Annotated in this window: 18 protein-coding genes; 11 read left to right on the top strand and 7 right to left on the bottom strand. The window is 69.0% G+C overall.

Annotation, left to right across the window (positions count from 1 at the left end):
* Positions 1 to 4 precede the first annotated feature (4 nt).
* Positions 5 to 643 carry a glutathione S-transferase family protein gene (locus tag A176_RS03250; protein WP_002636800.1) on the bottom strand — a complete coding sequence of 213 codons (639 nt, stop codon included), beginning with the start codon at positions 641 to 643 and terminating at the stop codon, positions 5 to 7.
* A 132-nt stretch (positions 644 to 775) separates the two neighbouring features.
* Between A176_RS03250 and A176_RS03245 the strand changes: the two genes are divergently transcribed.
* Positions 776 to 1144 carry a VOC family protein gene (locus A176_RS03245; protein WP_002636801.1) on the top strand — a complete coding sequence of 123 codons (369 nt, stop codon included), beginning with the start codon at positions 776 to 778 and terminating at the stop codon, positions 1142 to 1144.
* Between the two features lie 28 nt (positions 1145 to 1172).
* On the opposite strand, the gene A176_RS03240 is transcribed toward A176_RS03245, so the two are convergent.
* The 3 genes from A176_RS03240 to A176_RS03230 form a co-directional block, all read right to left on the bottom strand.
* A complete protein-coding gene (locus A176_RS03240; RefSeq protein WP_002636802.1) occupies positions 1173 to 3779 on the bottom strand; it encodes an MXAN_6230/SCO0854 family RING domain-containing protein in 2607 nt (868 codons plus the stop codon).
* 120 nt (positions 3780 to 3899) lie between these two features.
* On the bottom strand, positions 3900 to 5072 hold the full coding sequence (locus A176_RS03235; RefSeq protein WP_021781140.1) for a sialidase family protein: 1173 nt from the start codon (positions 5070 to 5072) through the stop codon (positions 3900 to 3902).
* 99 nt (positions 5073 to 5171) lie between these two features.
* Positions 5172 to 5456 carry a hypothetical protein gene (locus A176_RS03230; protein ID WP_044889737.1) on the bottom strand — a complete coding sequence of 95 codons (285 nt, stop codon included), beginning with the start codon at positions 5454 to 5456 and terminating at the stop codon, positions 5172 to 5174.
* Positions 5457 to 5829: 373 nt separating this feature from the next.
* Here A176_RS03230 and bla point away from each other — a divergent pair, with 373 nt between their 5' ends.
* The 7 genes from bla to A176_RS03195 all read left to right on the top strand — a co-directional run bounded on the left by bla (position 5830) and on the right by A176_RS03195 (position 13436).
* A complete protein-coding gene (gene bla / locus A176_RS03225) occupies positions 5830 to 6705 on the top strand; it encodes a subclass B3 metallo-beta-lactamase (protein ID WP_044889820.1) in 876 nt (291 codons plus the stop codon).
* A 127-nt stretch (positions 6706 to 6832) separates the two neighbouring features.
* Positions 6833 to 8071, top strand: coding sequence for an MFS transporter (locus A176_RS03220; RefSeq protein WP_002636806.1), 1239 nt, complete (start codon positions 6833 to 6835; stop codon positions 8069 to 8071).
* A gap of 177 nt (positions 8072 to 8248) precedes the next feature.
* Positions 8249 to 9373, top strand: coding sequence for a hypothetical protein (locus tag A176_RS03215; RefSeq protein WP_002636807.1), 1125 nt, complete (start codon positions 8249 to 8251; stop codon positions 9371 to 9373).
* Complete coding sequence (locus A176_RS03210; RefSeq protein ID WP_002636808.1) at positions 9370 to 10113, top strand: hypothetical protein; 744 nt, start codon at positions 9370 to 9372, stop codon at positions 10111 to 10113. Before A176_RS03215 ends, A176_RS03210 begins: the two co-directional genes overlap by 4 nt.
* 109 nt (positions 10114 to 10222) lie before the next feature.
* A complete protein-coding gene (locus A176_RS03205) occupies positions 10223 to 11866 on the top strand; it encodes a right-handed parallel beta-helix repeat-containing protein (protein WP_002636809.1) in 1644 nt (547 codons plus the stop codon).
* Between the two features lie 114 nt (positions 11867 to 11980).
* The gene (locus A176_RS03200) at positions 11981 to 12472 is read left to right on the top strand and encodes a hypothetical protein (RefSeq protein WP_002636810.1); all 492 of its coding nucleotides are present in this window, start codon (positions 11981 to 11983) and stop codon (positions 12470 to 12472) included.
* Positions 12473 to 12587: 115 nt separating this feature from the next.
* A complete protein-coding gene (locus A176_RS03195; RefSeq protein WP_002636811.1) occupies positions 12588 to 13436 on the top strand; it encodes a spermidine synthase in 849 nt (282 codons plus the stop codon).
* Here A176_RS03195 and A176_RS37775 read toward each other — a convergent pair.
* From A176_RS37775 to A176_RS37580, 3 genes are read right to left on the bottom strand one after another with little or no spacing between them, the layout of a single operon-like run.
* The gene (locus A176_RS37775; RefSeq protein WP_002636812.1) at positions 13433 to 14746 is read right to left on the bottom strand and encodes a DUF2185 domain-containing protein; all 1314 of its coding nucleotides are present in this window, start codon (positions 14744 to 14746) and stop codon (positions 13433 to 13435) included. The genes A176_RS03195 and A176_RS37775 overlap by 4 nt on opposite strands.
* 59 nt (positions 14747 to 14805) lie before the next feature.
* The gene (locus tag A176_RS03185) at positions 14806 to 15282 is read right to left on the bottom strand and encodes a VOC family protein (RefSeq protein ID WP_044889823.1); all 477 of its coding nucleotides are present in this window, start codon (positions 15280 to 15282) and stop codon (positions 14806 to 14808) included.
* 42 nt (positions 15283 to 15324) lie between these two features.
* Positions 15325 to 15975 carry a TetR/AcrR family transcriptional regulator gene (locus tag A176_RS37580; RefSeq protein ID WP_002636814.1) on the bottom strand — a complete coding sequence of 217 codons (651 nt, stop codon included), beginning with the start codon at positions 15973 to 15975 and terminating at the stop codon, positions 15325 to 15327.
* A 252-nt stretch (positions 15976 to 16227) separates the two neighbouring features.
* Between A176_RS37580 and A176_RS03175 the strand changes: the two genes are divergently transcribed.
* The 3 genes from A176_RS03175 (at position 16228) to A176_RS03165 (ending at position 24269) form a co-directional block, all read left to right on the top strand.
* On the top strand, positions 16228 to 20178 hold the full coding sequence (locus tag A176_RS03175) for an HYR domain-containing protein (RefSeq protein WP_226994171.1): 3951 nt from the start codon (positions 16228 to 16230) through the stop codon (positions 20176 to 20178).
* Positions 20179 to 20214: 36 nt separating this feature from the next.
* Positions 20215 to 21837, top strand: coding sequence for an OmpA family protein (locus A176_RS39590; RefSeq protein WP_226994170.1), 1623 nt, complete (start codon positions 20215 to 20217; stop codon positions 21835 to 21837).
* 164 nt (positions 21838 to 22001) lie between these two features.
* The gene (locus tag A176_RS03165; RefSeq protein ID WP_002636817.1) at positions 22002 to 24269 is read left to right on the top strand and encodes a family 2 encapsulin nanocompartment cargo protein terpene cyclase; all 2268 of its coding nucleotides are present in this window, start codon (positions 22002 to 22004) and stop codon (positions 24267 to 24269) included.
* Positions 24270 to 24279 lie beyond the last annotated feature (10 nt).

The following is a 24279-nucleotide window of genomic DNA, read 5'->3' as shown; positions in this document are numbered from 1 at the left end:
CGGCTCAGTCCGCCGCGGCGAAATGCGCCATCTGGTCCGCGTGCGCTTTCTGAAACGCTGGCCGCCCCGTGGCGCGGGCGACGTAGGCACGACAGGACGGATACGCCGCCAGCCCGTCGAAACGGTCGACGAGGCGAAGCACGTCGGCCATGGCGATGTCCGCGATGGTGAAGGGGCCGGCCAGCCATTCACGCGAGGCCAGCACCGTCTCCATGTGCCCCAGCCGCAACGCGAGGAACTTCTCCAGGTGGCGACGTCCCGGCGTGTCGGTCTCATCACCGGCGAACTTGAACAGCGCCCACGGCAAGCTCGGCATTTCGACGGAGTTCAGCGCCGCGAACAGCCACTGCTGGGTCTCCGCCCGGCCACGAGGGTCGGAGGGCATCAGCGTCTGGCTCCGCTCCCCCAGGTGCAACAGGATTGCACCGCTTTCGAACATCGAGATGTCCCCGTCGGTCAGCCAGGGCACCTGACCGAACGGCTGGTGCGCTAAGTGCGGGTCGCCGCGGTTCTTGAACGGGACGCCCTGCACCCGGTAGGGCAGCCCCGCCTCTTCCAGCGCCCAACGCACACGCAGGTCCCGCACGAAGCCCCGAGGCAGCTCGGGAACCCAATCGAAGGTGTAGAGGACACAGTCGGCCATTGGGCATCTCCGGTGGGCGATGTCGCCCGTTCACGCATCGTGGATGTTGAGAACGGCGTCCTCCTGGCAACCTTCCAGGCGACTGCTTCAGCAGGTGCGCTTCACGCGCCCCCCTTCACATCAGGAGAAACCATGTTCGACCACGTCAAATTCGGCGTCAGCGACTTTGCGGCCAGCAGGGCTTTCTTCCTCAAGGCGCTCGAACCGCTCGGCGTCACCATCCACATGGAGGCGGCCGAGGGTATCGAACTTGCCGGGAAGGGTGTCCCTTCCTTGATTCTCATTCCGACCCAGGAGAAGCCAGCGCATCTGCACCTGGCGTTCATGGCCGAGAATCGCGAACAGGTCGATGCATTCCATCGCGCGGCGCTGGAAGCGGGCGGCAAGGACAACGGAGCGCCCGGGCTGCGCCCGAGGTACCACGCGAACTACTATGCGGCGTTCGTCATCGGTCCAGACGGGCACAACATCGAAGCGGTTTGCCAAGAGCCGGTGGCCTGACCTCGGGACGTATCGCCGAAGCAGCCGCTCAACCCTTCAGCGCCGACACCAGGTCGCCCGCGCCCAGCCGGGTGACCGCCTCCGCGGAGGTGTTCAGGAACCGCAGCGCGTAGCCCTCGCTGCCCGTGGGGAGCCCAGGGACGTCCGTCATCCCCGCGAAGAACACGGGCGCCGTGCCGGGCGCGACGTGCGCAGCGGTGGCATCCGCCTCGAGGCCCCGCAGCCGGCGCAGGAAGGCGGCCGTGTCCTCGCCCTCGGCCCGCTTCAGCACGGACACCGAGCCATCCCGGCGCCGCACCTGCACCGTGCGGCTGCGCGCGGCGGCATGGAGCGAGGCCAACTGCCAGAGCGTGGGCCGGGCACCGGTGCCGAAATAAGCCAGGGTGTCCTTGCCCAGGTGCGCGAGCTCGCCCCGTGAGCGGCGCACGCTTTGGAAGCCATCCTCGGGAGGGACCTTCACATCCACCCAGCGGAGCTGCTTCTCCGCGAGGTCAATGACGAGCGGCACCGAAATCTGCGCGCTCCCCTGCAGGTCGAAGCGCTGCTCCACCGTGCGCGCATCGAAGTGGGCCCCGCCCTCCTCGTCCCGGACCATGAAGCCCGCGAAAGCGTCCTCCATGCGGTCGAACGAGACGCTGTTGAAGGAGAACACCACCGGAACGGCGTAGCGCACGCCCCGCGCCAACAGGCGTGCCGCATGGACATCCAGGAACTCGGCGCCCCCCTGCGGCGGCGGTGCTGACGTGACGTCTCCTGAATGCACCGCGGCGTCGTCCGCCAGGCGCAGGTTCGTGAAGTCGCACAGGTCCACCAGCCACCAATTCTTGTCGTAGAGCGCCACCGACAAGTCCAGGTCCACCCGGGTGTCCTTCGGCTCCGTCCAATGGACGAAGAAGCGCAGGAACTGCCCTTCCGGCAGCGGCAGCAGACTCCCGCGCGGCACCGCCACCAGCGCCCGCGAGGCCGTCTTCTCCGACATGGGCATCAGCAGGTCGACCAGGGCCTCGTCGAGCACCGCCACGGGAAAGGACGGCAGGCGCTCCGCCCGACGCAGCAGCTCCCGCTCCAGGGGCGCCACGAGCTGGCCAATGGCGTCCCCCGGCAGCAAGGGACGCCGGTCCTCCATGCCCCAGGCGTGGGTGGCCTCGCCCTTGGGGAAGAACACCCGCCGGGCGAACGGCTTGTGGCGCTGACGCAGGTGCGCCGCCACGGCGAACAGCATCGCGGGCGCGGCCCGGGGCAACACGCCCTCGAGCGACGCGAGCAACTCCGGTTCGAGCGGCGCGAAGCCCGATTGAGCGATCGCCAGCCGGCTCACATGGTCCAACCGGCGCAGCAACTCGCCGGGCCGCTGCCGGAGGAGTCGCAGCGCGCCCCGGATGTCGCCCGCCTCCAGCGCCGCCTCCACCTGCGAGGCCCAGGAACGGAAATACAGACGGACGCCCCCGTCGACCTCGTGCCGCTCGAAGGCCGCCGGATGCTCCTGTGCCAGCCCCAGCACCGCCGCGCCGAACGGCGTCTCCGGCGCCAACACCGTCTCGCGCAGCACGGCGAACGCGAGCGCGACCTTCGGGTGACGCTGCCACTCCTCGAAGACGTGCAGGAGCTTCGCCTGGGCCTTCCACAGGCCCGGGTGGCGCTGGAGGTCCTCGGTGAGGTTCAGCAGGGAGAAGCCTTCCAGCATCCGCAAGACGGCGCGCCGCACCGGACGCGGAGGGCTCTTCAACGGAACCTTGACGGACAGGTCGGGGTTTCCGTCCGCCCACGCGACGAGCACCCGGAGCACGTCCGTGGCCGTCTTCACATGCGTGGCGGCGTGCGCCAGCACGTCACCCGCGGCGCGGGCATCCCGAAGCAGGAGCCCCATGACGTGCGCCAGGGTCTCCTTCACCGGGATGCGGGGTGGGAGCCAGCCCAGCACGCGCGTCCCGAAGGAGGCGACGAGCATCTTCAGCGCCGTCACCTCCGCAGGGCGCAGCACGGAGGACCGGGACACCAGGCGCCGCACCATGTCGCTCGCCACGGGCTCCGGGTCGGTGCCCAGGGACAACCGCGTCAGCCTGCCGGAGCGCTGGACATACACGCCCCCGCGGATGTTGCCCTCCGTGGGCTTGAGGAACGGCTCCGAGGGCGACAGACGGCGGTTGCAGATGGGACACGCGCTGTAGTCACGCCCGTCGTAGCACCGGTCGCAGACCAGATGGGCGCACGGCGACACCGCGTGCACCGTGCCTTCCGAACCGCAGTGGAGACAGGGCTGCTCCGGAGCTTGAAACAACCAGCCCAGCACCCGCTGCACGAACAACTGCTGGGTGTCGTGAGGCACGCTCTCGGGGAACTTCCGGAACAAGGGAACGAAGGGCCGGTTGCTCCCCACCGTCGCCGCCACGGTGTCGAAGAGGAAGCGGCCCGAGGCCGTCAGGGCCTCGGTGGGCAGCGCGAGCAGCGCCTTCCGCAGGTCGCTCGCGAGGACATACCCCACGCCCGCGAGGTCCGCCTCCAGCGCGTCCACGGCCTGCTCCCGCGCCTGCGCATCGTCGCTCAGCGGGAGTCCCGTGGGAAGGAAGACCAGCCCCGTACTCCGGAGCAGCAGCGCGGCGGTGTCGCCCGTGAGGTCGAGCGAAGGGGAGCCCATGGTGACTCCAAGCGAGGAGAAAAAACGGGGCGGAGAGCGGATGCACTACCTATCGAGTGGAGAAGGAAGCACACCCAGGGCCGCCCCGGTGGGAACCGTATCAGCCCCCACGCCGCTCCGCTATCGATGAAGCACGCGGTTGTCGCCCAGGGCGTCAATCACGGCGATGACATCGTTGGGCGCCCGCTCGTAGAGCCCGGGGGTGTAGTTGCGCGAGGACGCCGTCCACACCGGGCTCGCACCGGACCAGGTCTCGAAGTTGACCGTCGTGCTGACGTACCCGACGTGGCAGTGCCGCAGATGCGGCGGCGTGCTGGAGAGGTCGGGCGCCCCCGGCTTGTCCTCGTCGGTGCAGAAGGCGACGCCCACCGGGCCATTGCCCACCCGGATGCCATAGGGCACGTAGGCGTTGTAGCGACGCCCCGAACCCGGGTCGATGCGCGAGCGGTAGACGGTGCGGCGCATCGACTCATCCCACGTCCGGCCGCCATCCCAGGACTGAACGGCATTGATGACATTGGCGCGAGCGCCGCCCGTGGCGAAGGGTTCCACGCCCTCCACCACCGCCATGAGCCGGTCGCCACCGAGCTGAACCACGGTGGGCATGCCCTCGCGGTTCAGCGCGCCGGCCCGCTTGTCCCAGGCCACGGCCACCACGCCATACGCGGTCCACGGGCCATGAATGCCATTGCGGCCCTGCATGGCAATCCACTGGTGGCCCGGGTAGCCCCGCTGCGCGGCGAGCAGCTCGGAGTCGTAATAGATTTGCAGGTCGCCATTCGCCCGCTGGAAGAGGTGCGGCGCGCCCACGAAGCGCGAGGTCGGCCCAACGACGGTGCTGTCATAGACCCAGTGGTCGCCGTCGTTGTCGCTGCGCGTGACGGTGACGCGGTATTGGCCGTTGGCGAACTCACGGAAGGCACAGAAGAGGGTCCGCGTCCCGGGGATGGCGCGCATCATCACGTCCCCGAACTGCACCGCCGGGTTGTTGGCCACCGAGCCGTGCGGGCTCCAGGTCGCGCCGTTGTTGCGGCTCGTCCAGACGTCGATGCGCGTGCCCGCGCTCGCACCGCCAATCAAGACGCCATCCGAGCGCCGCGTGATGTTGCGAATGGGCGCGCCTCCGCCCGGCATCAGGACGCGCCAGCCTCCAGGCGGCAGCGCATCCTCCCGCGCCGCCAGCTCCAGCTCACCCTCCTGGGTCTCCTCCGGAGCACACCCCGCCAAGGACACCACGAGGAACATCAGCGCCAGCGCTCGCCAGGAATGGGACCGCGAACCACGAGGAAGCATCCGCCCAGGAGTTGTCATCGCGACAGCCTGCGAGGAGCCTTCAGCCAATCGCAAGCCCGTCCTCGCGAAACGCGCGAAACACATCAATCCAGAATCTGGCTAGAAGCAACTGCTGTTGCAGTACGGCGCGCCATTGCGCTGCGTGCAGCACACGTTCGCCGAAGACTCACATCCGCCATTGATGCAGGGCGGCCGACACAGCCCTTCCTCCCACGTGTCGGGGAAGTAGGCGCAGACCGTGTTACCCGGGCACGCGCCCGTGCCCCACTCACAGGCCAGCCCCTGCTGCGCGCTCCCGAGCTCCTCGACGGCGTCGGCCTTGTCGCTACCGCACGCGGTGAGCCCCAACACACACAGACTCGTCACAACGAGAAATCGCAACATGAGAACCTCCAGACGTAGCGACCAGGACCAGCGCGGCACAAGGGCAGGCAGCACGGCTGAAAAACTCCACGACGTGATACCTCCCTGGCCTGTGAATGCCGCAACACCATACCAGTCCTGAGAACGATTACATCGCGGCTTCCACGTACATGGGCCTGACAGCGTGACCTCGCACCGCGCCGTGACGACATCGACACCGGGCTCGGCTTGCGCGCCTTGAAAAAAACAAGATGGCTCAAGTTATCGATGATTCATGGCAATCCGCGCCGGGCCGAAGGGCCCTCCAGATGATTGAGCGTGCCGCGGAGGAACCGCGGAACGCCCATTCGGGACCATGCTAGCGTCTTGTCTCCTCTCCACCTCCTCCTTCGACATGCGTTTCCAGACATTCACCTGCGCCCTCTCCGCCTGCCTGCTGAACTCGACCACCGCTGTCGCGGAGCCGCCGACGCTCCCTCAGTTGCAGGCCTACACCGTTGATGCGTCCTGGTTGCGGCCCATGCAGCCGCTGCGCATCGCGGACCACACCTGGCAGATTGGCACCGAGAAGCTGACCGCCCTGCTGGTGGTCACCCAGGACGGCGTCGTGATGCTCGATGGTGGCATGCCGCAAATGGCCGACCATCTGCTGGCCAACCTGCGGCGGCGCGGCTTCAAGCCGCAGGACCTGCGCCTGCTGCTCAGCAGTCACGCACACGCCGACCACGCGGGCCCCTTCGCCGCACTGAAGCGCCGCACCGGCGCGCGAATCGTGGCCAGCGCCGAGTCAGCCGTTCTGCTGGCGCGCGGAGGCAGCGATGACCTGCACTTCGGCGATGACATCACCTACCCGCCAGCCGTGGCGGATCGCGTGGTCATGGACGGCGAGGTCGTCTCGCAGGGCGGCGTCGACTTCACCGCGCACTTCATGCCGGGGCATACGCCGGGCAGCATCGCCTGGACGTGGAATGATACCCGCGATGGCAAGCCGGTACGCATTGCCTACGTCGACAGCCTCGGCGCCCCCGGTTATCAACTGCTGGCCAATCCGCGTTATCCGAACATCGTCGGCGACTACCGGCGCAGCTTCGCCACCGTGCGCGCCCTGCCTTGCGATGTCCTGCTGACACCGCATCCGGGCTCCAGTGGTTGGGAATATGCGGCCAAGGACGCGGCCGGGGCCAAGATGATGAGCTGCAAGGCCTACGCGGATGCCGCCGAGCGTGGGTTCAACGCACAACTGGCCGAAGAGCACCGCAAGGCCCGCTGAATCATGAGGTACCGCACCGGCTGGGTGGGACCTCACGCCTGAGCACGTGTGTGGTCTGGCTCACGTTGGCCCTGGGGGGAGGGGCAGAGGTGCTTGCCTTCGCGGGTACGCTCTCGCCAAGGCGCCCATGCCATCGGCCTCCATCCAGCCCGCAGAGGCCACTCCGAGCCCCTCCCGCACGTCGCTTCGTGCGCTGGACTGGCTCAACTTCTTCCTCGCCGACGTGCAAACCGGCATTGGCCCTTTCTTCGCAATCTATCTGGCGACCCATCAATGGAATGAACAGCACGTCGGGCTCGCGCTGACGGTGGGCGGCATCGCGGGCATCGGGACGCAGCTACCGGCAGGCCAGCTCGCCGACCGCGTCCATTCCAAGCGCGCCCTGGTCGCCGTGGGCGTGACGCTCCTGGGAGTGGGCGCCTGGCTCATCGCGAGCTTCCCGACATTCTGGCCGGAGCTTCTGGCCCAGGTCCTCGTGGGAGGCGTCTCCAGCATCTTCATCCCCGCCACCTGCGCCATTTCCCTAGGGCTTGTGGGCCCCACCCTGTTCGACCGCCGTCAGGGCCGGAATCAAACCTTCAACTCCGCCGGCAACGTGACGGCCGCGGTGGTGGCGGGGTTGCTGGGCCATTTCGTCACGAACCAGTCCGTCTTCTACTTCGTCATGGCCCTCACCGTGCCCACCCTCCTCAGCCTGCGATTCATCCATCCAGCGGAGATCGACTTCGAGCGGGCCCGCGGCGCGAAGCCGGACGGTGGACCCGCGCACACCGCCAGCTTCCGGCAGTTGCTCCAGGACGCACGGCTCCGGACCTTCCTGGCCTGCGCGGTGATGTTCCACTTCGCCAACGCCGCCATGCTGCCCCTGCTAGGCGAGATGCTCGCGAAGGGACGGGGCCGCGACTCCATGCTGTTCATGTCCGCCTGCGTGGTGACGACCCAGTTCGTCATCACCCTGCTGGCCGCGTGGACCGGACGCCGCGCCGGGACGTGGGGACGCAAGCCGCTCCTGCTGCTCGCGTTCGCGGTGCTGCCCATCCGAGGGGTGCTCTACACGCTGACGCATGACCCCGCCCTGCGGGTGGCCATCCAGGTGCTGGATGGCGTGGGCGCGGGCATCTTCGGAGTGGTCTCGGTGCTCGTCATCGCGGACCTGACCCGCGGTACGGGCCGGTTCAACGTCACGCTTGGCGCCATCACCATGGCCGTGGGAATTGGCGCCTCCCTCAGCCAGGTCATCGCCGGCACGGTCGTGCATCGCCTGGGCTACCCCGCAGGCTTCCTGTTCTTGGCGGCGGTCGCGACGGTCGCACTCGTACTCTTCGCGAAGGCCATGCCCGAGACACTGGAACGCCCGTCCGAATAAAGCCGTCGCGCCGCCCCAAACCATGCAGTGCCTCAAGGTGGCCCCCCTCGACACGTGCGCGAGTGTTTCATCCCAGGGCGACCAGTCTCCGGGCCGCGCTACGTATGAACGACAGCCGCGGCATTTCGCCCCTGTCGCATCCCGTGCGGCTCGCGTCTGACACTGAAAGAGTCTTCCTTGAGTGCGCTTCCCGCATGGACGGCCCGCGTCCATTCCACGTTCGAGCCATGCTCACGGCCTGAGACGGCCGGACGCACGCCGGCCTGCGATGCGGACGCGCCCGAGCAGCTCTGGAGACTGCTCGTCGACTCCGGTTACTTCCACCTCGCGGGGAGGTCCGTCGAGGAGTTCGCGTCGCGCCAGGACAGCTTCCTCGAACTGAGCCGCCGGACGCCTCACCTTCCGGAGATTCTGAAGCAAACCGGATGGCACTCGGAGCGCGGCCTGGAAGCCACGCTCTCCATCATGAAGCCTTACCGCGCCACCTGGCTGGTGCATCAACTGGCCCGGCGCCAGGGCGGCGCACGCTTCGAATCCGTCCCAGGACAGATGCTGAAGGACCTCTACGTCCACAGCGTGGCGCATGCCCAACGCGACCCGTCCTTCCGGTGGCTCGCGTCCTATGTCGAATCCACGGTGCCCTTCGTCCAGCGAACCCACATGGGCTTTGGGAGACGCGTGGTCCGGGAAGGTCAGGGGCTGCTGCTGCCCTTGAGGATGCGAGACATCCCCAGCGGAGCCGCGCCACACGCCTGCCCGTCCGGATGGACATTGCACCCTCCAACGCCCCGGGAGCGCGCCGCCTTCGGGGAACACCTCACCCGGACCCGGCCCGGCTGCTACGTCGAAGCCCTGGACCTGGGCCCCAATTCCTTGGGCTTCGACGAGGCCGCCCGCCCCTGGCGCGCGGCGGGCCTGGCGCGCGAGCGGCACCTCGTGTTGGCGCGGCGAGGCGACACGCCGCTCGCCATGGCCGTGATGGAGCTCGGGCCGCGCGGGGCGAACCCGTTCCAGCTCCTCGACACGACGCGGCTGTTCGCGTGGGGCGACACCGGACGCGACGCCTTCCCCGCGCTGCTGAATGAGGCGCGCCGCTGGTACGCGTCGAGAGGCCGCGAGAGCTTCGTGTTCCTCGTCGAAACAGACGGCGATGACACCGCCGCGGGCCTCCCGGACGACGGCTCGGAAGCACGGCCCTATCTGTGGCTCATCCCCGCGCACCGCGCCGCCGACTTTCTCCAACACCTCCACGAGCAGACGGGAAGCCGCCTGCCCCCAAGTCACGAAAAGGAACCGTCATGACCCTGATGGACTCGCTGTACCTGCCCCATGTGAAGCAGACCCGCGCACGCCTGGAGACTGAGGCCGTCATGCGCACCCTGCTGTCGCCCGACATCGCTCCGCTCCTCCTGGAGCGCTTCCTCATCGAGTGGTCCGCGCGAGGCGCCTACATGACGGAGCCCGTGGACGGCTGGATTCGCGGCGCGGGTGAGCGCAGCATCGCGCTGGGACAGGAGAGGCTGGGGCAGGCGCTCGTCACCCATGCGCGGCACGAGGCGGGCCACCACTTGATGACCATCGAAGACGCGCGTGGGCTCGCGCGCCGGTGGAACGCGCGCCATGTGCCGCAACTGGACGCGGATGCGCTGGTGGCCCAGGCGCCCACGGAGGCCATGCGCCAGTACCGGCAGGTCCATGACGAGGTCATCACCAGCGACCTCCCCATGGGCCAGGCCGCCATCGAGTACGAGGTCGGCCACCTCGCCGTGGCGCTGGTGCCACGCATCCTCGACAACGTGAAGCAGGTGCTCGGACAGGAGACGCTGGACCGACTGACCTTCCTCACCGAGCACGCCGAGGTGGACGTGGGCCACACCGCGCTCAACGAGCGGATGCTGACCGAGGTGCTCCGCGCCCACCCCGAGGCGGGCCCTCGACTGGCGGCCTACGGCGCACGCGGACTGGACTGCTACCTGCGGTTCCTCGCGGACTGCATGAACGCCTCGCGGGAAAGTCTGCACGCACTCAGCGCGGCGGCGTGAGCCTCCACGAACGCTGCGCCTATAAAACTCCCGAGCCACTTCAGCGAGCACCACGGAGAACGTGAGTCGTCGTGGACCTGCGCCGGGAGGAGGCGTCAGACTGCGAGACATGCACCTCTCGCGTATCGCGCTCTTCGCCTTGCTCCAGCCGCTGGCCGTCCAGGCCGCTGAATACAGCGTGGGCCCCGGCCAGCAATACACCCGCCTGGGCGAGGTACCTTGGGAGTCACTCGAACCCGGGGACACCGTCCTCGTCCATGCGCGGTCCACCCCCTACGCGGAAAAGTGGGTCCTGGGCAGGCGCGGCACCGCCACGGCGCCCATCACCGTGCGAGGCGTGAAAGACGCGCAGGGCAACCTGCCTGTCATCGTTGGAGAGAACGCCACCACGCGCTCACAGCTCAACTATTGGGGCGAGGAGCGCGGCATCCTGAAGATTGGTGGCTCCAACCGGCCCGCGGACACGATGCCCGCGCACCTGGTGGTGGAGAACCTTCACCTGCGACGGGCGCGCGGCGCCTTCACCGGCCGCAACGGCGCGTCCTCCTATCTGGACAACGCTGCCGCCATCTTCATCGAGAAGGGTGAGCACATCACCATCCGGGGCTGCGTCCTGGAGGACAGCGGCAATGGCCTGTTCATCGCCAACCAGGCATCGAACATCACCGTCGAGCGCAATCACATCCTGGGCAATGGCAATCCCGGCAGCATCCTGGAACACAACACGTACACCGAGGCTTTGGGCCTCACGTACCAGTTCAACCGCTTCGGGCCGCTGTGCGACGGCTGCCTGGGAAACAACCTGAAGGACCGCTCGGCGGGCAGTGTCATCCGCTACAACTGGATTGAGGGCGGAAACCGGCAGATTGACCTGGTGGACTCCTCCAGCACCACCCTGCGCAACGACCCGTCGTATGAGCGCACGTTCGTCTACGGCAACGTGCTGCTGGAGCCCGAGGGCGCGGGCAACCGGCAAATCGTCCATTTCGGCGGCGACTCCGGCACCACTGGCAACTACCGGGGCACGCTCTACTTCTTCCACAACACCGTGGTGTCCAGCCGCACCGACCGCACGACGCTGCTGCGCCTGTCCCATCAGAACCAGACGGCGCACGTGACGAACAACGTGGTGATGGTGGCCGCGGCCAATGGCAACACCCTGTCACTCACCGACGCGGCCGGGACGCTCCGCCATGGTGGCAACTGGTTCAAGCCCGGCTATGTGAGCACCTTCGGCACGCTCACCGGCTCCGTCACGGATACCGGGGGGACGATCACGGGCAACACTCCGGGCTTCGTCAACCTCGCCGGGCAGGACTTCCACCTGAGCCCGGACTCCCCCTTGAGAGGCCAGGGCGTGTCGCTCCCCTCGGAGGCGACGGCGTCTCCCGTGTCCTGGCAGTACGCGAAGCACACCCAGGCCGAGCCCCGCGCCGCGGCGAGCCCGACGCACATCGGCGCGTACGGTGACGCCGAGGGCCCCGGGACGGAGACGCCCGACGCGGGCACGGGCACCCCCACGGACGCGGGGACCAGCACGGACACGGACGCGGGTACTGGCACGGACGCAGGCACCGGCTCGGACGCGGGTACTGGCACGGACGCGGGTACCGACACGCCGGATTCGGGCACGGGGCAACAGCCGCCCGAGGAGTCGAGCGGCTGCGGCGCCACGGGAGCCAGCGCCACCGGCTCGCTCGCCTTCGTGCTCCTCGGACTGCTCGGACGGCGTCGCGGCGCGGCCCGGCGCTGACGCCACGACACACTCAACGCACCGAGCCCATCCCGTGGGGCCGTCCACGCCCGGAGGGTGATGACGCCTCCCGCCTTGTCGGGAGGCGGAGCAGCCGGAATACAGTGCGCGCCCATGACATCCCGGATTGACCTGCGCCCGCTGGCCCTGGGCTTCGCGCTCTTGCTGGCACCCGCCACCCAGAGCGTCTCCGCCGCCCCCAAGGCCGCGGCCCCCGCCGTCACCATCAGCGCCATCGAAGCCCAGGTCTACGACCGGCAACAGGGCGCCATCGTGGCGACGGATGCCGCGTCCGACCCTTATGGGATGAACGTGGACGCGTTCATCGTCGTGAAGCTCCAGGGCACGTATGAAGGCAACGCGCCGCTGAAGCTGAAGCTCCTGGTGAGCGCTCCGAAGGAGTCCTCGGAGGCCGCGGGAAACCGGCCCGCGTGGAAGGTGACGCAGACGCGCGACCTGGCCGCCCTCTCCGAGAACGGTGTCACGCAGGTGCCCTTCATCGTTCCCTACCAGTGCGCCTCGAAGGTCAAGGTGACGGTCACGTTGACGGGCGGCGGACTCAAGGGCAGCAAGACGCTCGACACATCCTTCCCCTGCGCCGAGTAGCCCGTATGCTCGCGGCGTGAGGTGGATGCGGCAGGGAGGACACGCGTGGGGCCCAGGGCTTTGGAGAAGGGCCCTCGCCCTCCCGCGCGAGCGGAGACCCCGAGCGCTCGCTTCCATGAGGAAGACGCACCGGACGGTGACGGCGCTGGCGCGCGTCTCCCGAGCCTTCGAGTACCCCCGCGCGGTGCTGCACGTCGCGCGGTCCGCGGGCGGTCCCATCATCGTCAGCGAGGATGACGAGGGCCGCCGCTACCTCCAGTTCGGGTGGATTGGCGCCTTCCAGAGCGCGGTGTGGCCCGGCTTCCCGCTGCGGCTGGAGCTGGACTACACGCGCGCCATCGCCGCCACGCTGGCCTTCGTGCCGGAGCCCTCGCGCATCCTCGTCGTGGGTCTGGGCGGCGGCGCCATCCCGACCTTCCTCCACGCGGTGCGGCCCCAGGCCCACATCGACGCGGTGGAAATCCAGCCGCAAGTCCTCGACGTGGCCCGGCGCTTCTTCGGATTCCACGAGGACGCGACCCTGCACGCCCACCTCATGGATGGACGGCGCTTCATCGAAACGCCGGGGCCCGCGTATGACCTCATCATCCTGGATGCCTTCGGCGCGCGGTGCATCCCGCCGGCCCTGGCCTCACCGGCGTTCTTCCAGGCCACGCTGGCGCGGCTGACGCCAGACGGCGCGGTGGTGGGCAACGTGCTGAGGAAGTCGGGACGGCCGGGCTCCCTCATGGACCCACTCTGGCAGGCGAGCTTCCCCCAGCTCTACGCCTTCGACGTGGAGGCCTCGGACAATCGCATCCTGGTGGGGCTCACCCATCCGAGGAAGACCCCACGGCGGGAGCTGCTCGCCCGCGCCGGAAAGCTCGCACGCGAATGGGGCATGGTGTTCAACCTGCGCGCCCGGGTGCCACGGCCCATGCGCCTGCGCGCGCCACGCCCGGCCACCGGGCCCGAGCAGCCCTAATCCGAGTCAGCGACGAAGCGCGCGCCGTCGAGCCGGAACAGCGCCCCTTCTGGTGCCTCCAGGATGGGCTCCAACGCCTTGAACCGGTCAACGAGGTAGCGCAGGGACACCACCGCGAAGTTCGACGGCTCGTCCATGTAGGCTTCGTCCTCGACACCGGAGGAGAAGGCCCAGCCGCTGTCCTCGGGCCTCGACGGCGCCATTCGCTCGGCGAAGCGGATGGGCTCACCGTCATCCAGGATGGTGCGGCTCACGATGGCCCCCTGCTGGAGCAGCCGCACGCGGCGCATCATCCGCTGACGCTCCTCGGTGCCCAGCTCCACCCGGACGCGGAGCGTCCTCCCCTGCGCGTCCACGTCCCGGCTGACGGTGAAGACGCCGTCTCCCCAGCGGTTCCCACACCCGACGACGCGCGCGCCATCCAGGACCAGGGAGGCGGTGTCCTCCTCGCTCTCGCGCAGCCGCGCATTCAGCCGTTCGAGGTTGCAGTGCGGCCGGTAGTCGACGCCCACGGACAGCGACTCGCGTTCGATGCGCTCCTGCAACGGCGTGGCCTTCTCGCCCACCTGCGCCATGGGCACATCCTTCCAACCAAACAGCCCATTGCCCAGGTCCCTGGCACCCACCGCGTTGGCGAGCGCGGGCGCGTCCTCACCGGAGAAGACGTAGTCCGCCAGCCCGTCCAGCGGCTCCCACATCCGGAAGTGCCCCAGCGGCCCGAGCCCCGCGAACAGCAACTGGCCGTGCTCCACCATCACCCCGTCCACCGACTCCGTGCCGACGGGCTCCACCGTGTCGTCCACGACGAGGTCGATGGACTCCCAGCGCCCCTCGAACTCACCCGAGGGCATCGGCATGCCCACGACGCGCAGGCCCGTCCCACGGGGCAGGCCACCCACCGCCACGGCCCAGAGGCCGTTGTACTTCACCACGCCCAGGCCACTGCCGTGTTCGATGGCGAGCCGGGCACGCTCCGTGTGCGGAATGCGCGCGGGCAGGACCTCGGCGCGCGCATCGAAGCCGTGTTCCTGGGCGAAACGGGCGAAGTGCTCCGCCGCGTCCTGGGGGTCGCGCCGGTCAAACAGGTACCGGGTGTCGAACTCCCGCTCATAGGCGCTCCCCGCCGCCGCGGCATCCGGGCCCGTCAGGCGCAAGTCGAACTCCGGAGGGTCCTTCTTCCGGGGCGACGCGGGCTCCGCGTCATGTCGCCAGAAGCGACCGAGCCCGGGGTCGAGAATGAGGAGCACGCCTTCGGGGAGGTCGACTTCGCCCAGCAGCACGGGCGCCTGCGGCTTCTTGGACTTCGCCATGGCGCCAGTCTAACGCGGCCGCGCGTTCGCCATCGATTGCGGACGTGCTCCACTCCTGGCTACGTCCCCGTCCCGTCGTACGCGCGCTGAAGCCCCGCGATGTCCAGCTTGACCATGCCCAGCATGGCTTCCATCACCCGGCGGGACTTCTCCGGGTCCTTGTCTCCCAGCAGCTTGCCCAGCACGGACGGAACGATTTGCCAGGACAGGCCGAACCGGTCCTTGAGCCAGCCACACTGCTGCGTCTGGCCACCGCCCTCCAGGAGCTTGGACCACAGCTCATCCACCTCCGCCTGCGTCTCACAGTCCACGAACAGGGAGATGGCCTCCGTGAACTTGTAGTGGGGCCCCCCGTTGAGGGCCATGAACTGCTGACCATGCAACTGGAAGGTCGCGGACATGAGCGGCGCCGAGTCCGTGTCCCCCGCGCGATGCAGGCTGATGATCTTCGAGCCCTTCTTGAAGACGGAGACGTAGAACTTCACGGCCTCTTCCGCGTTGCCGTCGAACCACAGGAACGGGGTGATTTTCTGCATCGCATGCATGTTGAAGCTCCTCGGTTTTTGAAACGCCCGGCGTCACGCCCGAGCCGACTTCGTTGATTTCACTTTCAAGGCGCGTGGCGCGAAGAGCCCGTCGATGAACAGCCGCATCTGGCGCAGGTTCTCGATGACCATCTCCGGCCGCTGGCGCGTCTTGCCCACCAGCATGGAGCCCTGCCACGTGCTGTAGAGCATCCAGGCGACGGCCTCCGGGTCGAAGCTCGCGCGCGGCGAATGCACGCGCTTCGCGTCCGCGAGCAGCCCCGCCGCCACATCGACCCAGGCCCGCATGTGCCCATCGCCCGCCTCGCGCACGGTCGCGTTCGACAACGCCAGCTCCTGGGACAGCATGCCCACCATGCACGTGAGCATCTCGCCGTGTTGCCGGGCCAGGTCGGTCATGACGTCCAGCAGGCGGTGCAGCTTTACCAGCGGGTCCCCACCCTGGCCGCCCCACGCCTCGGCGTAGAGCGCCATTCCCATCTCCGCGAAGGCACCCATCGCCGCGAGGCCCATCGCCTCCTTCGATTCGAAGTGGTGGAAGAAGCTGCCCTTGGTCAGCGAGGCCTCGGCGCAGACCTGGTCCACCGTCGTCGCGGAGTACCCCTGACGCATCATCAGACGGACCGCGGCTTCGACGAGCTGGCGCCGCGTCTCGGGAGCATCACGCCTTCGCTTGGTGGACACTCGGCTCATACAAACTGGTTGGTATGTAGTGATTTCCACCCAACCCGTCAAGAAGGTGGGTCACGCGAGACATAAGCAACAGGCAGAGCGGAAGCTTTCAGCAACGCAAGCATGAAACCCCGTGCGTTGCGTCATGGAGACACGGTCTGCGTTGCCCATGAGAGCGGGAGCCGGATAATCCAACCCCGTCTGTCTCACAGCGGACGGGTCTGGCTCCGCCGGCCCGCCGCTCCTTGGAACCGGAGCCCTTGGATGCAGTCACATCGCGCGGTCTGGAGCAGGTGTCTGCTCCTCGTGGGGAGCGTCATCCTCCTGTCATGCGGGAAGGAGGGCGCGCCGCCCCCAGGCGACGACGCTGGGGCCGCCGCACGTAGCCATGCCCTGGCGCAATGGAAGCAGGCCCCGTCCGCCACCACCGCGCTGGCGCTGACACAGGCCTACTTCCCGGGCCTCGAAACCCAGCCGGGCGCCACCGTGCCGTCGTCCCTGCAGCTCCAGGCCCAGCTCGCGAGCGACGGCGCCCTGACGCTGTCCACGCGCGGGCTGACCTTCCACGTCCAGTCCACGAGCGACTCAGCGGGAGCGCTCCGCCGCGAAGACGCCGCCGCCTTCCAGGGCGACCGACACCTGTGGTGGCCCGTGGGCCCCACGACGTCCACGGCCCAGGGCTGGCACACCTCGCGCGTCGAGGAGGCGTGGATCCTGGACGCACAGGCGATGTCCCAAGGCGCCGAGCAGACGCACCGCGCGGAGTACACCGTCACGCTGCCGTCGTCCGTCCGGCGCATCCTGGACACGGGCGACTCCCTCCAGTTCCTCGACGAGAACGCGCGCCCCGTCCTCCGCTTCCACCCCGCGGTGGTGCGCGACGCGAACGGCCAGTCCCGTGAGGGGAGCACGAGGCTCTCTGGAGGACGCGTGAATCCGAGCACGCGGACGTTCGACGTGGAAGGCGGACAGGTGCGCATCACGACGGAGGTTGCACTCGCCGGGCTCACCGCGCCGCTCGTCGTCGACCCGGGCTGGTCCTCCACTGCAGCCATGGCGACCGCCCGAGGCCAGCACACCGGCATCCTGCTGGGCACCGGAAAGCTGCTGGTCGCGGGTGGCGTCAACAGGACGGGCTTCGTGACCACGGCCGAGCTCTACGACCCCGACACGGCGACCTGGAGCGCGGCCGCCGCGCCTGGAATCACAGGCAACATCTCCTCCTCCGCGCACCTCGCCGATGGCCGGGTGCTCGTGATGATGGACGGCTCCACGTCGGGGCGCATCTACGACCCCGCCACGGACACCTGGTCCGCCACGAGCCCCATGGCCGCGACGCGTTCCTTGTCCACGATCACGCGGCTCGACTCCGGCCAACTCCTGGTCGCGGGTGGAAGCAGTCTCGCGACCGCCGAGCTCTACGACCCCGTGAGCAACACCTTTCTGCCCACCGGCAGCATGTCCCTGGCCCGGCGAGCCCACACCGCCACGCGGCTGAGAGACGGGCGGGTGCTCGCGGTGAGCGGCTTCGACCCCGCGGTCGGCGAGGTCGCGGGCGCCGACCTCTACGACCCCGCGTCGGGAACGTGGACCCCCGCCGCGCCGCCCCTGGTCCCCAGGCACTACGCCACCGGCACCCTGCTCCCGGATGGCCGCGTGCTGTTCGCGGGTGGGCGCATCACAGGCGACGTCATCACGCAGGCGGAGATCTTTGACCCATTGGCAAACACGTGGACGGCCACGGGCAGCCTGAACTTCCCGCGCAGTGGCCACACCGCGGTGCTGCTGCCCAACGGACGGGTGCTCGTCACAGGCGGCTCCGACTTCGCACGGAACACCCAGACCGCCTCCGAGCTGTACGACCCCGCCACCGGAACATGGACTGTCGCGGACGCGATGGCGACAGGCCGCGAGAACGGCGCGACGACGCTGCTTCCCTCCGGCAAGGTGCTCACCACGGGAGGTTTCCACTCCGATCCGTCGCTCACGTTCTACGCGGACACGGACGTCTACGACCCTGGCGTCCAGAGCTGGTTCCCAGCGGGCGTCCTGGGAATGGTTCGAGTGGACCCGCTGATGGCGCTGTTGCCCAACGGACGGGTCCTCGTGGTGGGCGGACGTGACGGCGCGGGCACCGCCCTGGCGACCTCGATGCAGTATGACCGGGCAGCGAACACCTGGTCCGCGACGGGGGGCCTCTCCACCGTGCGAGCGGATGCGACGGCGACGACGCTGGCCTCGGGCGAGGTGCTCGTTGTCGGCGGCACGACCGCGGGTGGCGCGCTGGCCACGACCGAGCGGTATGCGCTGACCACGAACGCCTGGAACGCCGCGGGGTCACTCGCTCGCGCGAGACACTCACACACCGCGACGCGCCTGACGGATGGACGGGTGCTCGCCGTCGGAGGCCATGATGGCGTGAGCGCGCTCGCCTCCGCGGAGCTGTATGACCCGGCCAGCCAGACGTGGTCCTCCGCGTCCCCCCCGGCCGTGGAGCGCGCCGCACATGCCGCCGCCCTGCTGCCGGATGGCCGGGTGCTCGTCGCGGGTGGACGCAATACGAGCGGCGCGGCCTTGGCATCGGCGGAGGTGTACGACCCCGTCAGCAACACCTGGACCCCCGTGGGGAGCCTCGCCCAGGGCCGCGAGCACTTCACGCTGACGCTGATGCCGACCGGCGAGCTGCTCGCCGCGGGCGGCGCCGCGGGAGGTGTGGCGCTCGCATCCACGGAGCGGTACTCCGCCACCTCGAACGCCTGGACGCCGGACAGTCCGCTGACGGAAGCCCGCTGGCGACACACCGCCACGCTGATGCCCTCCGGCACGCTGCTCGTCGCGGGCGGCCTGAGCGCGCCGGCCACCTACGTGGCCTCGGCCGAGGCCTACGGCGCCCCCTCTCGGGTGTGGACGCCGGTCAGCGCCCCCAATGCGCGTGGAGGGGTCGCCGCCGTCGCCCTGCCCTCCGGAGAGGTCCTGCTCGCGGGAGGCACCGCCGCGACGACGGCCGAGCGCTACGAGGAGGGCCTCCCGCTCGCTTCCTGGCGCCCGGTCGTCGAGACGCCGGATGAGGCCTACCAGACCTGTCCCCTCGTCATCACGGGCCGGGGCTTCCGAGGCATCTCGGGCGCGTCCAACGGCAGCTACCTGGACTCGCCCACGGACTTCCCGCTGGTGCGCCTGCGCGCCGCCGAGGGCGGGCGGCTCTGGACGCTCCCCGCCACGGGCATGTCCGCCACGAGCGCGACGGTGCGGTTGCCCGCGGAGACACGTCCGGGCCCCCATGCCCTGTCCGTCTTCGCCAACGCGATTCCCGGCGGAAGGATGGTGACGGTGCTCGCCAACACCGCCCCCACGGTCGACGCCGTGCGCATCGTCACGATTGCCGGCCTGCCCCAGGACGTCACACTCACGGCCACGGACGCGGAGAACCAGCCGTTGACGTGGACCATCGTCACGCCGCCCCAGCATGGAACGCTGAGCGGGACGCCCCCGAACCTCACGTACACCCCCAACGCGGGCTACGTGGGCGCGGACAGCTTCACCTACCGCGCCAGCGACTGCGGCCTGGACAGCACCGAGGCCACCGCGGACGTCATCGTGGAGACGGAGCAGCCCCTGGCCATCACGTGTCCCGAGGACCAGGTCCTCGAGGCCACCGGCCCTGACGGCGCGCCCGGCCAGTGGCCGCCCGCCACCGCGACCGCCTCCTCGCAGGGCGGCACGCCCACCATCACCTATTCACCGGCGGAAGGCGCCACGCTGCCGCTGGGCACCACCACCGTCACCGCCACGGCGGAGGACAGCTCCGGCGCCCGCGTCACCTGCACCTTCCAGGTCGAGGTGCGCGACACCACCCCGCCCGCGCTGACGTGCCCCTCGGACATCCGGCAGACCTCCGACGACGCGTCGGGCGCGACGGTGACCTTCACGTTGCCGCAGGCCACGGACAACGTCTCGACGCCCACCGTCACGGCGTCGCCTCCCTCCGGCAGCACCTTCCGGCACGGCAGCAACACCGTCACCGTCACCGCCACGGATGCGTCGGGCAACGAAGCCCGGTGCACCTTCCAGGTCACCGTCCAGGCGACGGTCATCTCCATCGCCGGAGGTGGCTGTCAGAGCACGGGGAGCGGCACCGCGTCCGCGTTGGCCCTCCTGGTGACCCTGGCCTCGTGGAGCGGACTGCGCCGCCGCTCACGTCACGTCTCGCGCTGACCCGTACGACTCCCACTTTCGAGAATGGACCTCACCTTGCGTACTCAGGTTCGGAGCTGGGCGCTGGCCGCGCTCCTGGCGTCAGTCGCCCCCAATGCCTTGGCCCAAAGCACCACGGGCCCCCTCATCCCCATCGACCTGGAGCGGCTGCGCTTCAACCCCGCCGCCACGGACTCGATGCTCGTGGACACCGGCAACGTGCTCCCCGAGGGCGCCTACCGGTTGATGCTCATGGCCAACTACGAGCGCGGCATCCTCCTGCTCAAGGGCAGCGACGGACCGGAGCGCTCCATCATCGACTATCGCGTCGCGGGCTGGCTCGCGGGCGCGTGGTCTCCCACCGACCGCCTGGAGCTGTCCGCGCGCCTGCCAGTCATCATCCACCAGGGTGGCAGCGGCGCTGACTCGCTGGTCGGCATCTCCGAGCCCAGGTCCTTTGGACTGGGCACGCCGGAGCTCGGCGCCCGCTACGCACTGCTGCGGCGAGAGGAGGGCGCCCCGGTGTTCCTCAGCCTGGGCCTGGACGTGGGCACGCCCGGCGGTACGGCGAGCGCCTTTGGCCGGCAGCAGGGCTGGGCGGGCCTCCAGGTCGCGCCCCGCGTGGCGGTGAGCCGGGAGCTGGGTCCCATCGTGCTGGGCGCCAGCGCCGGCGTGCGCATCCGCTCCACGGAGAACGAGCCCGGCCGAGACTTCGGCACCGAGCTGGAGCAGGGCATCGTCGTCTCCACGCGCGGCAAGGGCCTGCGCGCCGAGGTCGCGCTGCAAGCGGCCGAATCCCTGGTGGAGCCGGACATCGCGCTGGAGTTGCTCGGCGGCGTGCGGATGCCCTTCGGCGGCGGCTTCGAGGCCTTTGGCATCGTCGGCCACGGCTTCACCGACATCCCCGGCACGCCGTCCATCCGCGCGGCGGCGGGCATCGCCTGGGCCCCGGAGACGGCCGCCAAGGAGGACGTGTGCCGGAGCGGACGGAGCCACACGCCCGAGCAGTGCCCCGCGAACGACGACGACGGCGACACGGTGCCCAACGGCCAGGACCGCTGCCCGCTGGAGGCCGGCCCGCCGGAGAATGACGGCTGCCCGGACACCGACTCGGACGGCGACGGCGTCGTCGACCGCGAGGACGCGTGCCCGAACGAAGCCGGCGTCGCAGAGAACAAGGGCTGCCCGGACACCGACTCGGATGGCGACGGCGTCGTCGACCGCGAGGACGCGTGCCCGAATGTGGCGGGCGTCGCCGCCCACCGTGGCTGCCCCGAACCCAAGCCGGAGCCCAAGCCCGTGCCCCAGGCGCCCCCGCCGGCGGCACCCTCGCGCCTGCCCACGGAACACCACGTCCAATTCCCAGTGGGTCAGTCGACGCTGTCCGACTCAGAGCGTCGGAATCTGGATGCCGTTGCGGACTACCTGAAGGCAAACCCCAGCGTCTCGCTTCGCATCGAAGGGCACACGGACAATACAGGCCCCGACGAGCTCAATCGCACACTGAGCCAGGATCGCGCGGACGCGGTGCGCCAATATCTCATTCAGCAAGGTATTGAGAGCCGCCGTCTCACCGCGAAGGGCTTCGGCCCCGACCAACCCATTGCGTCCAATGAAACACCCGAGGGACGCAGCGCGAACCGCCGCGTGGAGTTCGTCACCAGCACTACTGGTGAATAAAAACGAGACTTATCGCGAGACGGGAATGGCACACGGGAGCAGCGCGGTCCCGTGCGCCAAGGGGTAAATCAGGACTTCATCGCAAAAGATTTTATGCACGAAGTGCTTGGATAAGTGTTCAACGCCTAACTATAAAGCCGCCCTGAGTTCAACGAGGGGCGTCCATGGCCAAGGCGAGCAACAAGCAACCGTTTGAATTGCCAGACTTCTACGTGCCCTGGCCGGCGCGGTTGAATCCGAACCTCGAGGGTGCCCGGGTCCATTCGAAGGCCTGGTCCTATCAGTTTGGAATCATTGGCAAGCCGAAGGACGGCAGCGCTCCGGAAATCTGGAGCGAGGCGAAGTTCGATGCCATGGACTACGCCCTGCTCTGTGCCTACACCCATCCGGAGGCACCGGGCCCGGAGCTGGACCTCATCACGGACTGGTACGTCTGGGTCTTCTACTTCGACGACCACTTCCTGGAGCTCTTCAAGCGCTCACAGGACCAGGTGGGCGCGAAGGCCTACCTGGACCGGCTGCCCCTGTTCATGCCCGTGGACATGCCGTCCACGCCGCCGGTGCCCACCAACCCCGTCGAGGCGGGCCTCTGGGATTTGTGGACCCGGACCGTGCCCAGCCGCTCGCTGGCGTGGCGCAAGCGCTTCTTCGAGAGCACGAAGCACCTGCTGGACGAGTCGAGCTGGGAGCTGTCCAACATCAGCGCCCACCGCGTCTCCAACCCCATCGAATACATCGAGATGCGCCGCAAGGTGGGCGGGGCCCCCTGGTCCGCGAACCTGGTGGAGCACGCCGTCTTCGCCGAGGTCCCCGACCGCGTCGCCGCCAGCCGCCCCATGCGGGTGCTGAAGGACACGTTCTCCGACGCGGTCCACCTCCGCAATGACTTGTTCTCCTACGAGCGGGAGATTCTGGAGGAAGGCGAGCTGTCCAACGGCGTCCTGGTGATGGAGAAGTTCCTCGACATCTCCCCCCAGCGCGCCGCCCACCTCGTCAACGAGGTCCTCACCTCCCGGCTCCAGCAGTTCGAGAACACCGTTCTCACCGAGCTGCCCATGCTCTTCCTGGAGCACGGCCTCAATCCGGTGGAGCAGGCCCAGGTGCTCACCTACGCCCGCGGCCTCCAGGACTGGCAGTCCGGCGGCCACGAGTGGCACATGCGCTCCAGCCGCTACATGAACAAGGGCGGCGGCGGCGCGGGCGGCTTCTTCCTGGGCCCCAACGGCCTGGGCACGTCCGCGGCGCGCCTGCCGCAGTCCCCCACGGCCCTGGGCCTCACGCGGCTCAAGAGCTTCAGCCACGTGCCGTTCCAGCACGTGGGCCCGATGAAGCCGCCGAAGTTCTACATGCCGTACACCACCAAGCCGAGCCCCCACCTGGACACCTCGCGGCGGGAGTCCAAGGCGTGGGCGCGCCGGATGGGCATGCTGGAGGTGCTCCCCGGCGTGCCGGGCGGCTACATCTGGGATGACCACAAGTTCGACGTGGCGGACGTGGCGCTCTGTGGCGCGCTGATTCATCCCAACGCCACGGTGGAGCAGCTCAACCTGTCCGCGTGCTGGCTCGTCTGGGGCACCTACGCGGACGACTACTTCCCCGCCTTCTACGGCAACACCCGGGACATGGCGGGCGCCAAGGTGTTCAACGCCCGGCTGGCGCTGTTCATGCCAGAGGACCCGGGCACCCCGGCGCCGCCGCCCACCAACCCGGTGGAGAAGGGCCTCGCGGACCTGTGGGCGCGCACCACCGAGGGCGTGACGACCACCTCCCGCGCCCTGTTCCGCAAGGCCGTCCTGGACATGACGGAGAGCTGGCTGTGGGAGCTGGCCAATCAAATCCAGAACCGCATCCCGGACCCCATCGACTACGTGGAGATGCGGCGCCAGACGTTCGGCTCGGACCTCACCATGAGCCTGTCCCGCCTGGCCCATGGCGACGCGCTGCCCGCCGAAATCTTCCACACGCGCCCCATCCGCAGCCTGGAGAACTCCGCCGCGGACTACGCCTGCCTCACCAACGACGTCTTCTCCTACCAGAAGGAGATTGAGTTCGAGGGCGAGCTCAACAACGGCGTGCTGGTGGTCCAGCGCTTCCTCGACCTGGAGCCGGCGCAGGCCGTCAACGTCGTCAACGACTTGATGACCGCGCGGATGAACCAGTTCGAATACATCATCGCCAACGAGCTGGAGCCGCTGGCGCGCAACTTCGGGCTGGACGGCAAGGCCCAGGAGAAGCTGCGCCAGTACGTCCAGAAGCTGCAGCAGTGGATGAGCGGCGTGCTCATCTGGCACCAGACGGTGGACCGCTACAAGGAGTTCGAGCTGCGCGCGTCCCACAAGCTGGGGCTGCGCATCCCGCCGGGCCCCACGGGCCTGGGGACCTCCGCCGCACGTATCGCTTCCTTCTTCACCAGCACGCGCTCCGGCGCCTGATTTCCAGTCA

Origin of the sequence: Myxococcus hansupus, assembly GCF_000280925.3 — a bacterium.
Classification (GTDB): domain Bacteria; phylum Myxococcota; class Myxococcia; order Myxococcales; family Myxococcaceae; genus Myxococcus; species Myxococcus hansupus.
The sequence above is the reverse complement of the archived record's forward strand: the minus strand, read 5'-3'. Positions and strand labels throughout refer to the sequence as shown.

Excerpts from the sequence above, each read along its gene's own strand:
- A176_RS03250 (WP_002636800.1), bottom strand. The coding sequence starts at position 643 with ATGGCCGACTGTGTCCTCTACACCTTCGATTGGGTTCCCGAGCTGCCT.
- A176_RS03245 (WP_002636801.1), top strand. The coding sequence starts at position 776 with ATGTTCGACCACGTCAAATTCGGCGTCAGCGACTTTGCGGCCAGCAGG.
- A176_RS03240 (WP_002636802.1), bottom strand. The coding sequence starts at position 3,779 with ATGGGCTCCCCTTCGCTCGACCTCACGGGCGACACCGCCGCGCTGCTG.
- A176_RS03235 (WP_021781140.1), bottom strand. The coding sequence starts at position 5,072 with ATGCTTCCTCGTGGTTCGCGGTCCCATTCCTGGCGAGCGCTGGCGCTG.
- A176_RS03230 (WP_044889737.1), bottom strand. The coding sequence starts at position 5,456 with ATGTTGCGATTTCTCGTTGTGACGAGTCTGTGTGTGTTGGGGCTCACC.
- bla (WP_044889820.1), top strand. The coding sequence starts at position 5,830 with ATGCGTTTCCAGACATTCACCTGCGCCCTCTCCGCCTGCCTGCTGAAC.
- A176_RS03220 (WP_002636806.1), top strand. The coding sequence starts at position 6,833 with ATGCCATCGGCCTCCATCCAGCCCGCAGAGGCCACTCCGAGCCCCTCC.
- A176_RS03210 (WP_002636808.1), top strand. The coding sequence starts at position 9,370 with ATGACCCTGATGGACTCGCTGTACCTGCCCCATGTGAAGCAGACCCGC.
- A176_RS03205 (WP_002636809.1), top strand. The coding sequence starts at position 10,223 with ATGCACCTCTCGCGTATCGCGCTCTTCGCCTTGCTCCAGCCGCTGGCC.
- A176_RS03200 (WP_002636810.1), top strand. The coding sequence starts at position 11,981 with ATGACATCCCGGATTGACCTGCGCCCGCTGGCCCTGGGCTTCGCGCTC.
- A176_RS03195 (WP_002636811.1), top strand. The coding sequence starts at position 12,588 with ATGAGGAAGACGCACCGGACGGTGACGGCGCTGGCGCGCGTCTCCCGA.
- A176_RS37775 (WP_002636812.1), bottom strand. The coding sequence starts at position 14,746 with ATGGCGAAGTCCAAGAAGCCGCAGGCGCCCGTGCTGCTGGGCGAAGTC.
- A176_RS03185 (WP_044889823.1), bottom strand. The coding sequence starts at position 15,282 with ATGCAGAAAATCACCCCGTTCCTGTGGTTCGACGGCAACGCGGAAGAG.
- A176_RS03175 (WP_226994171.1), top strand. The coding sequence starts at position 16,228 with ATGCAGTCACATCGCGCGGTCTGGAGCAGGTGTCTGCTCCTCGTGGGG.
- A176_RS03165 (WP_002636817.1), top strand. The coding sequence starts at position 22,002 with ATGGCCAAGGCGAGCAACAAGCAACCGTTTGAATTGCCAGACTTCTAC.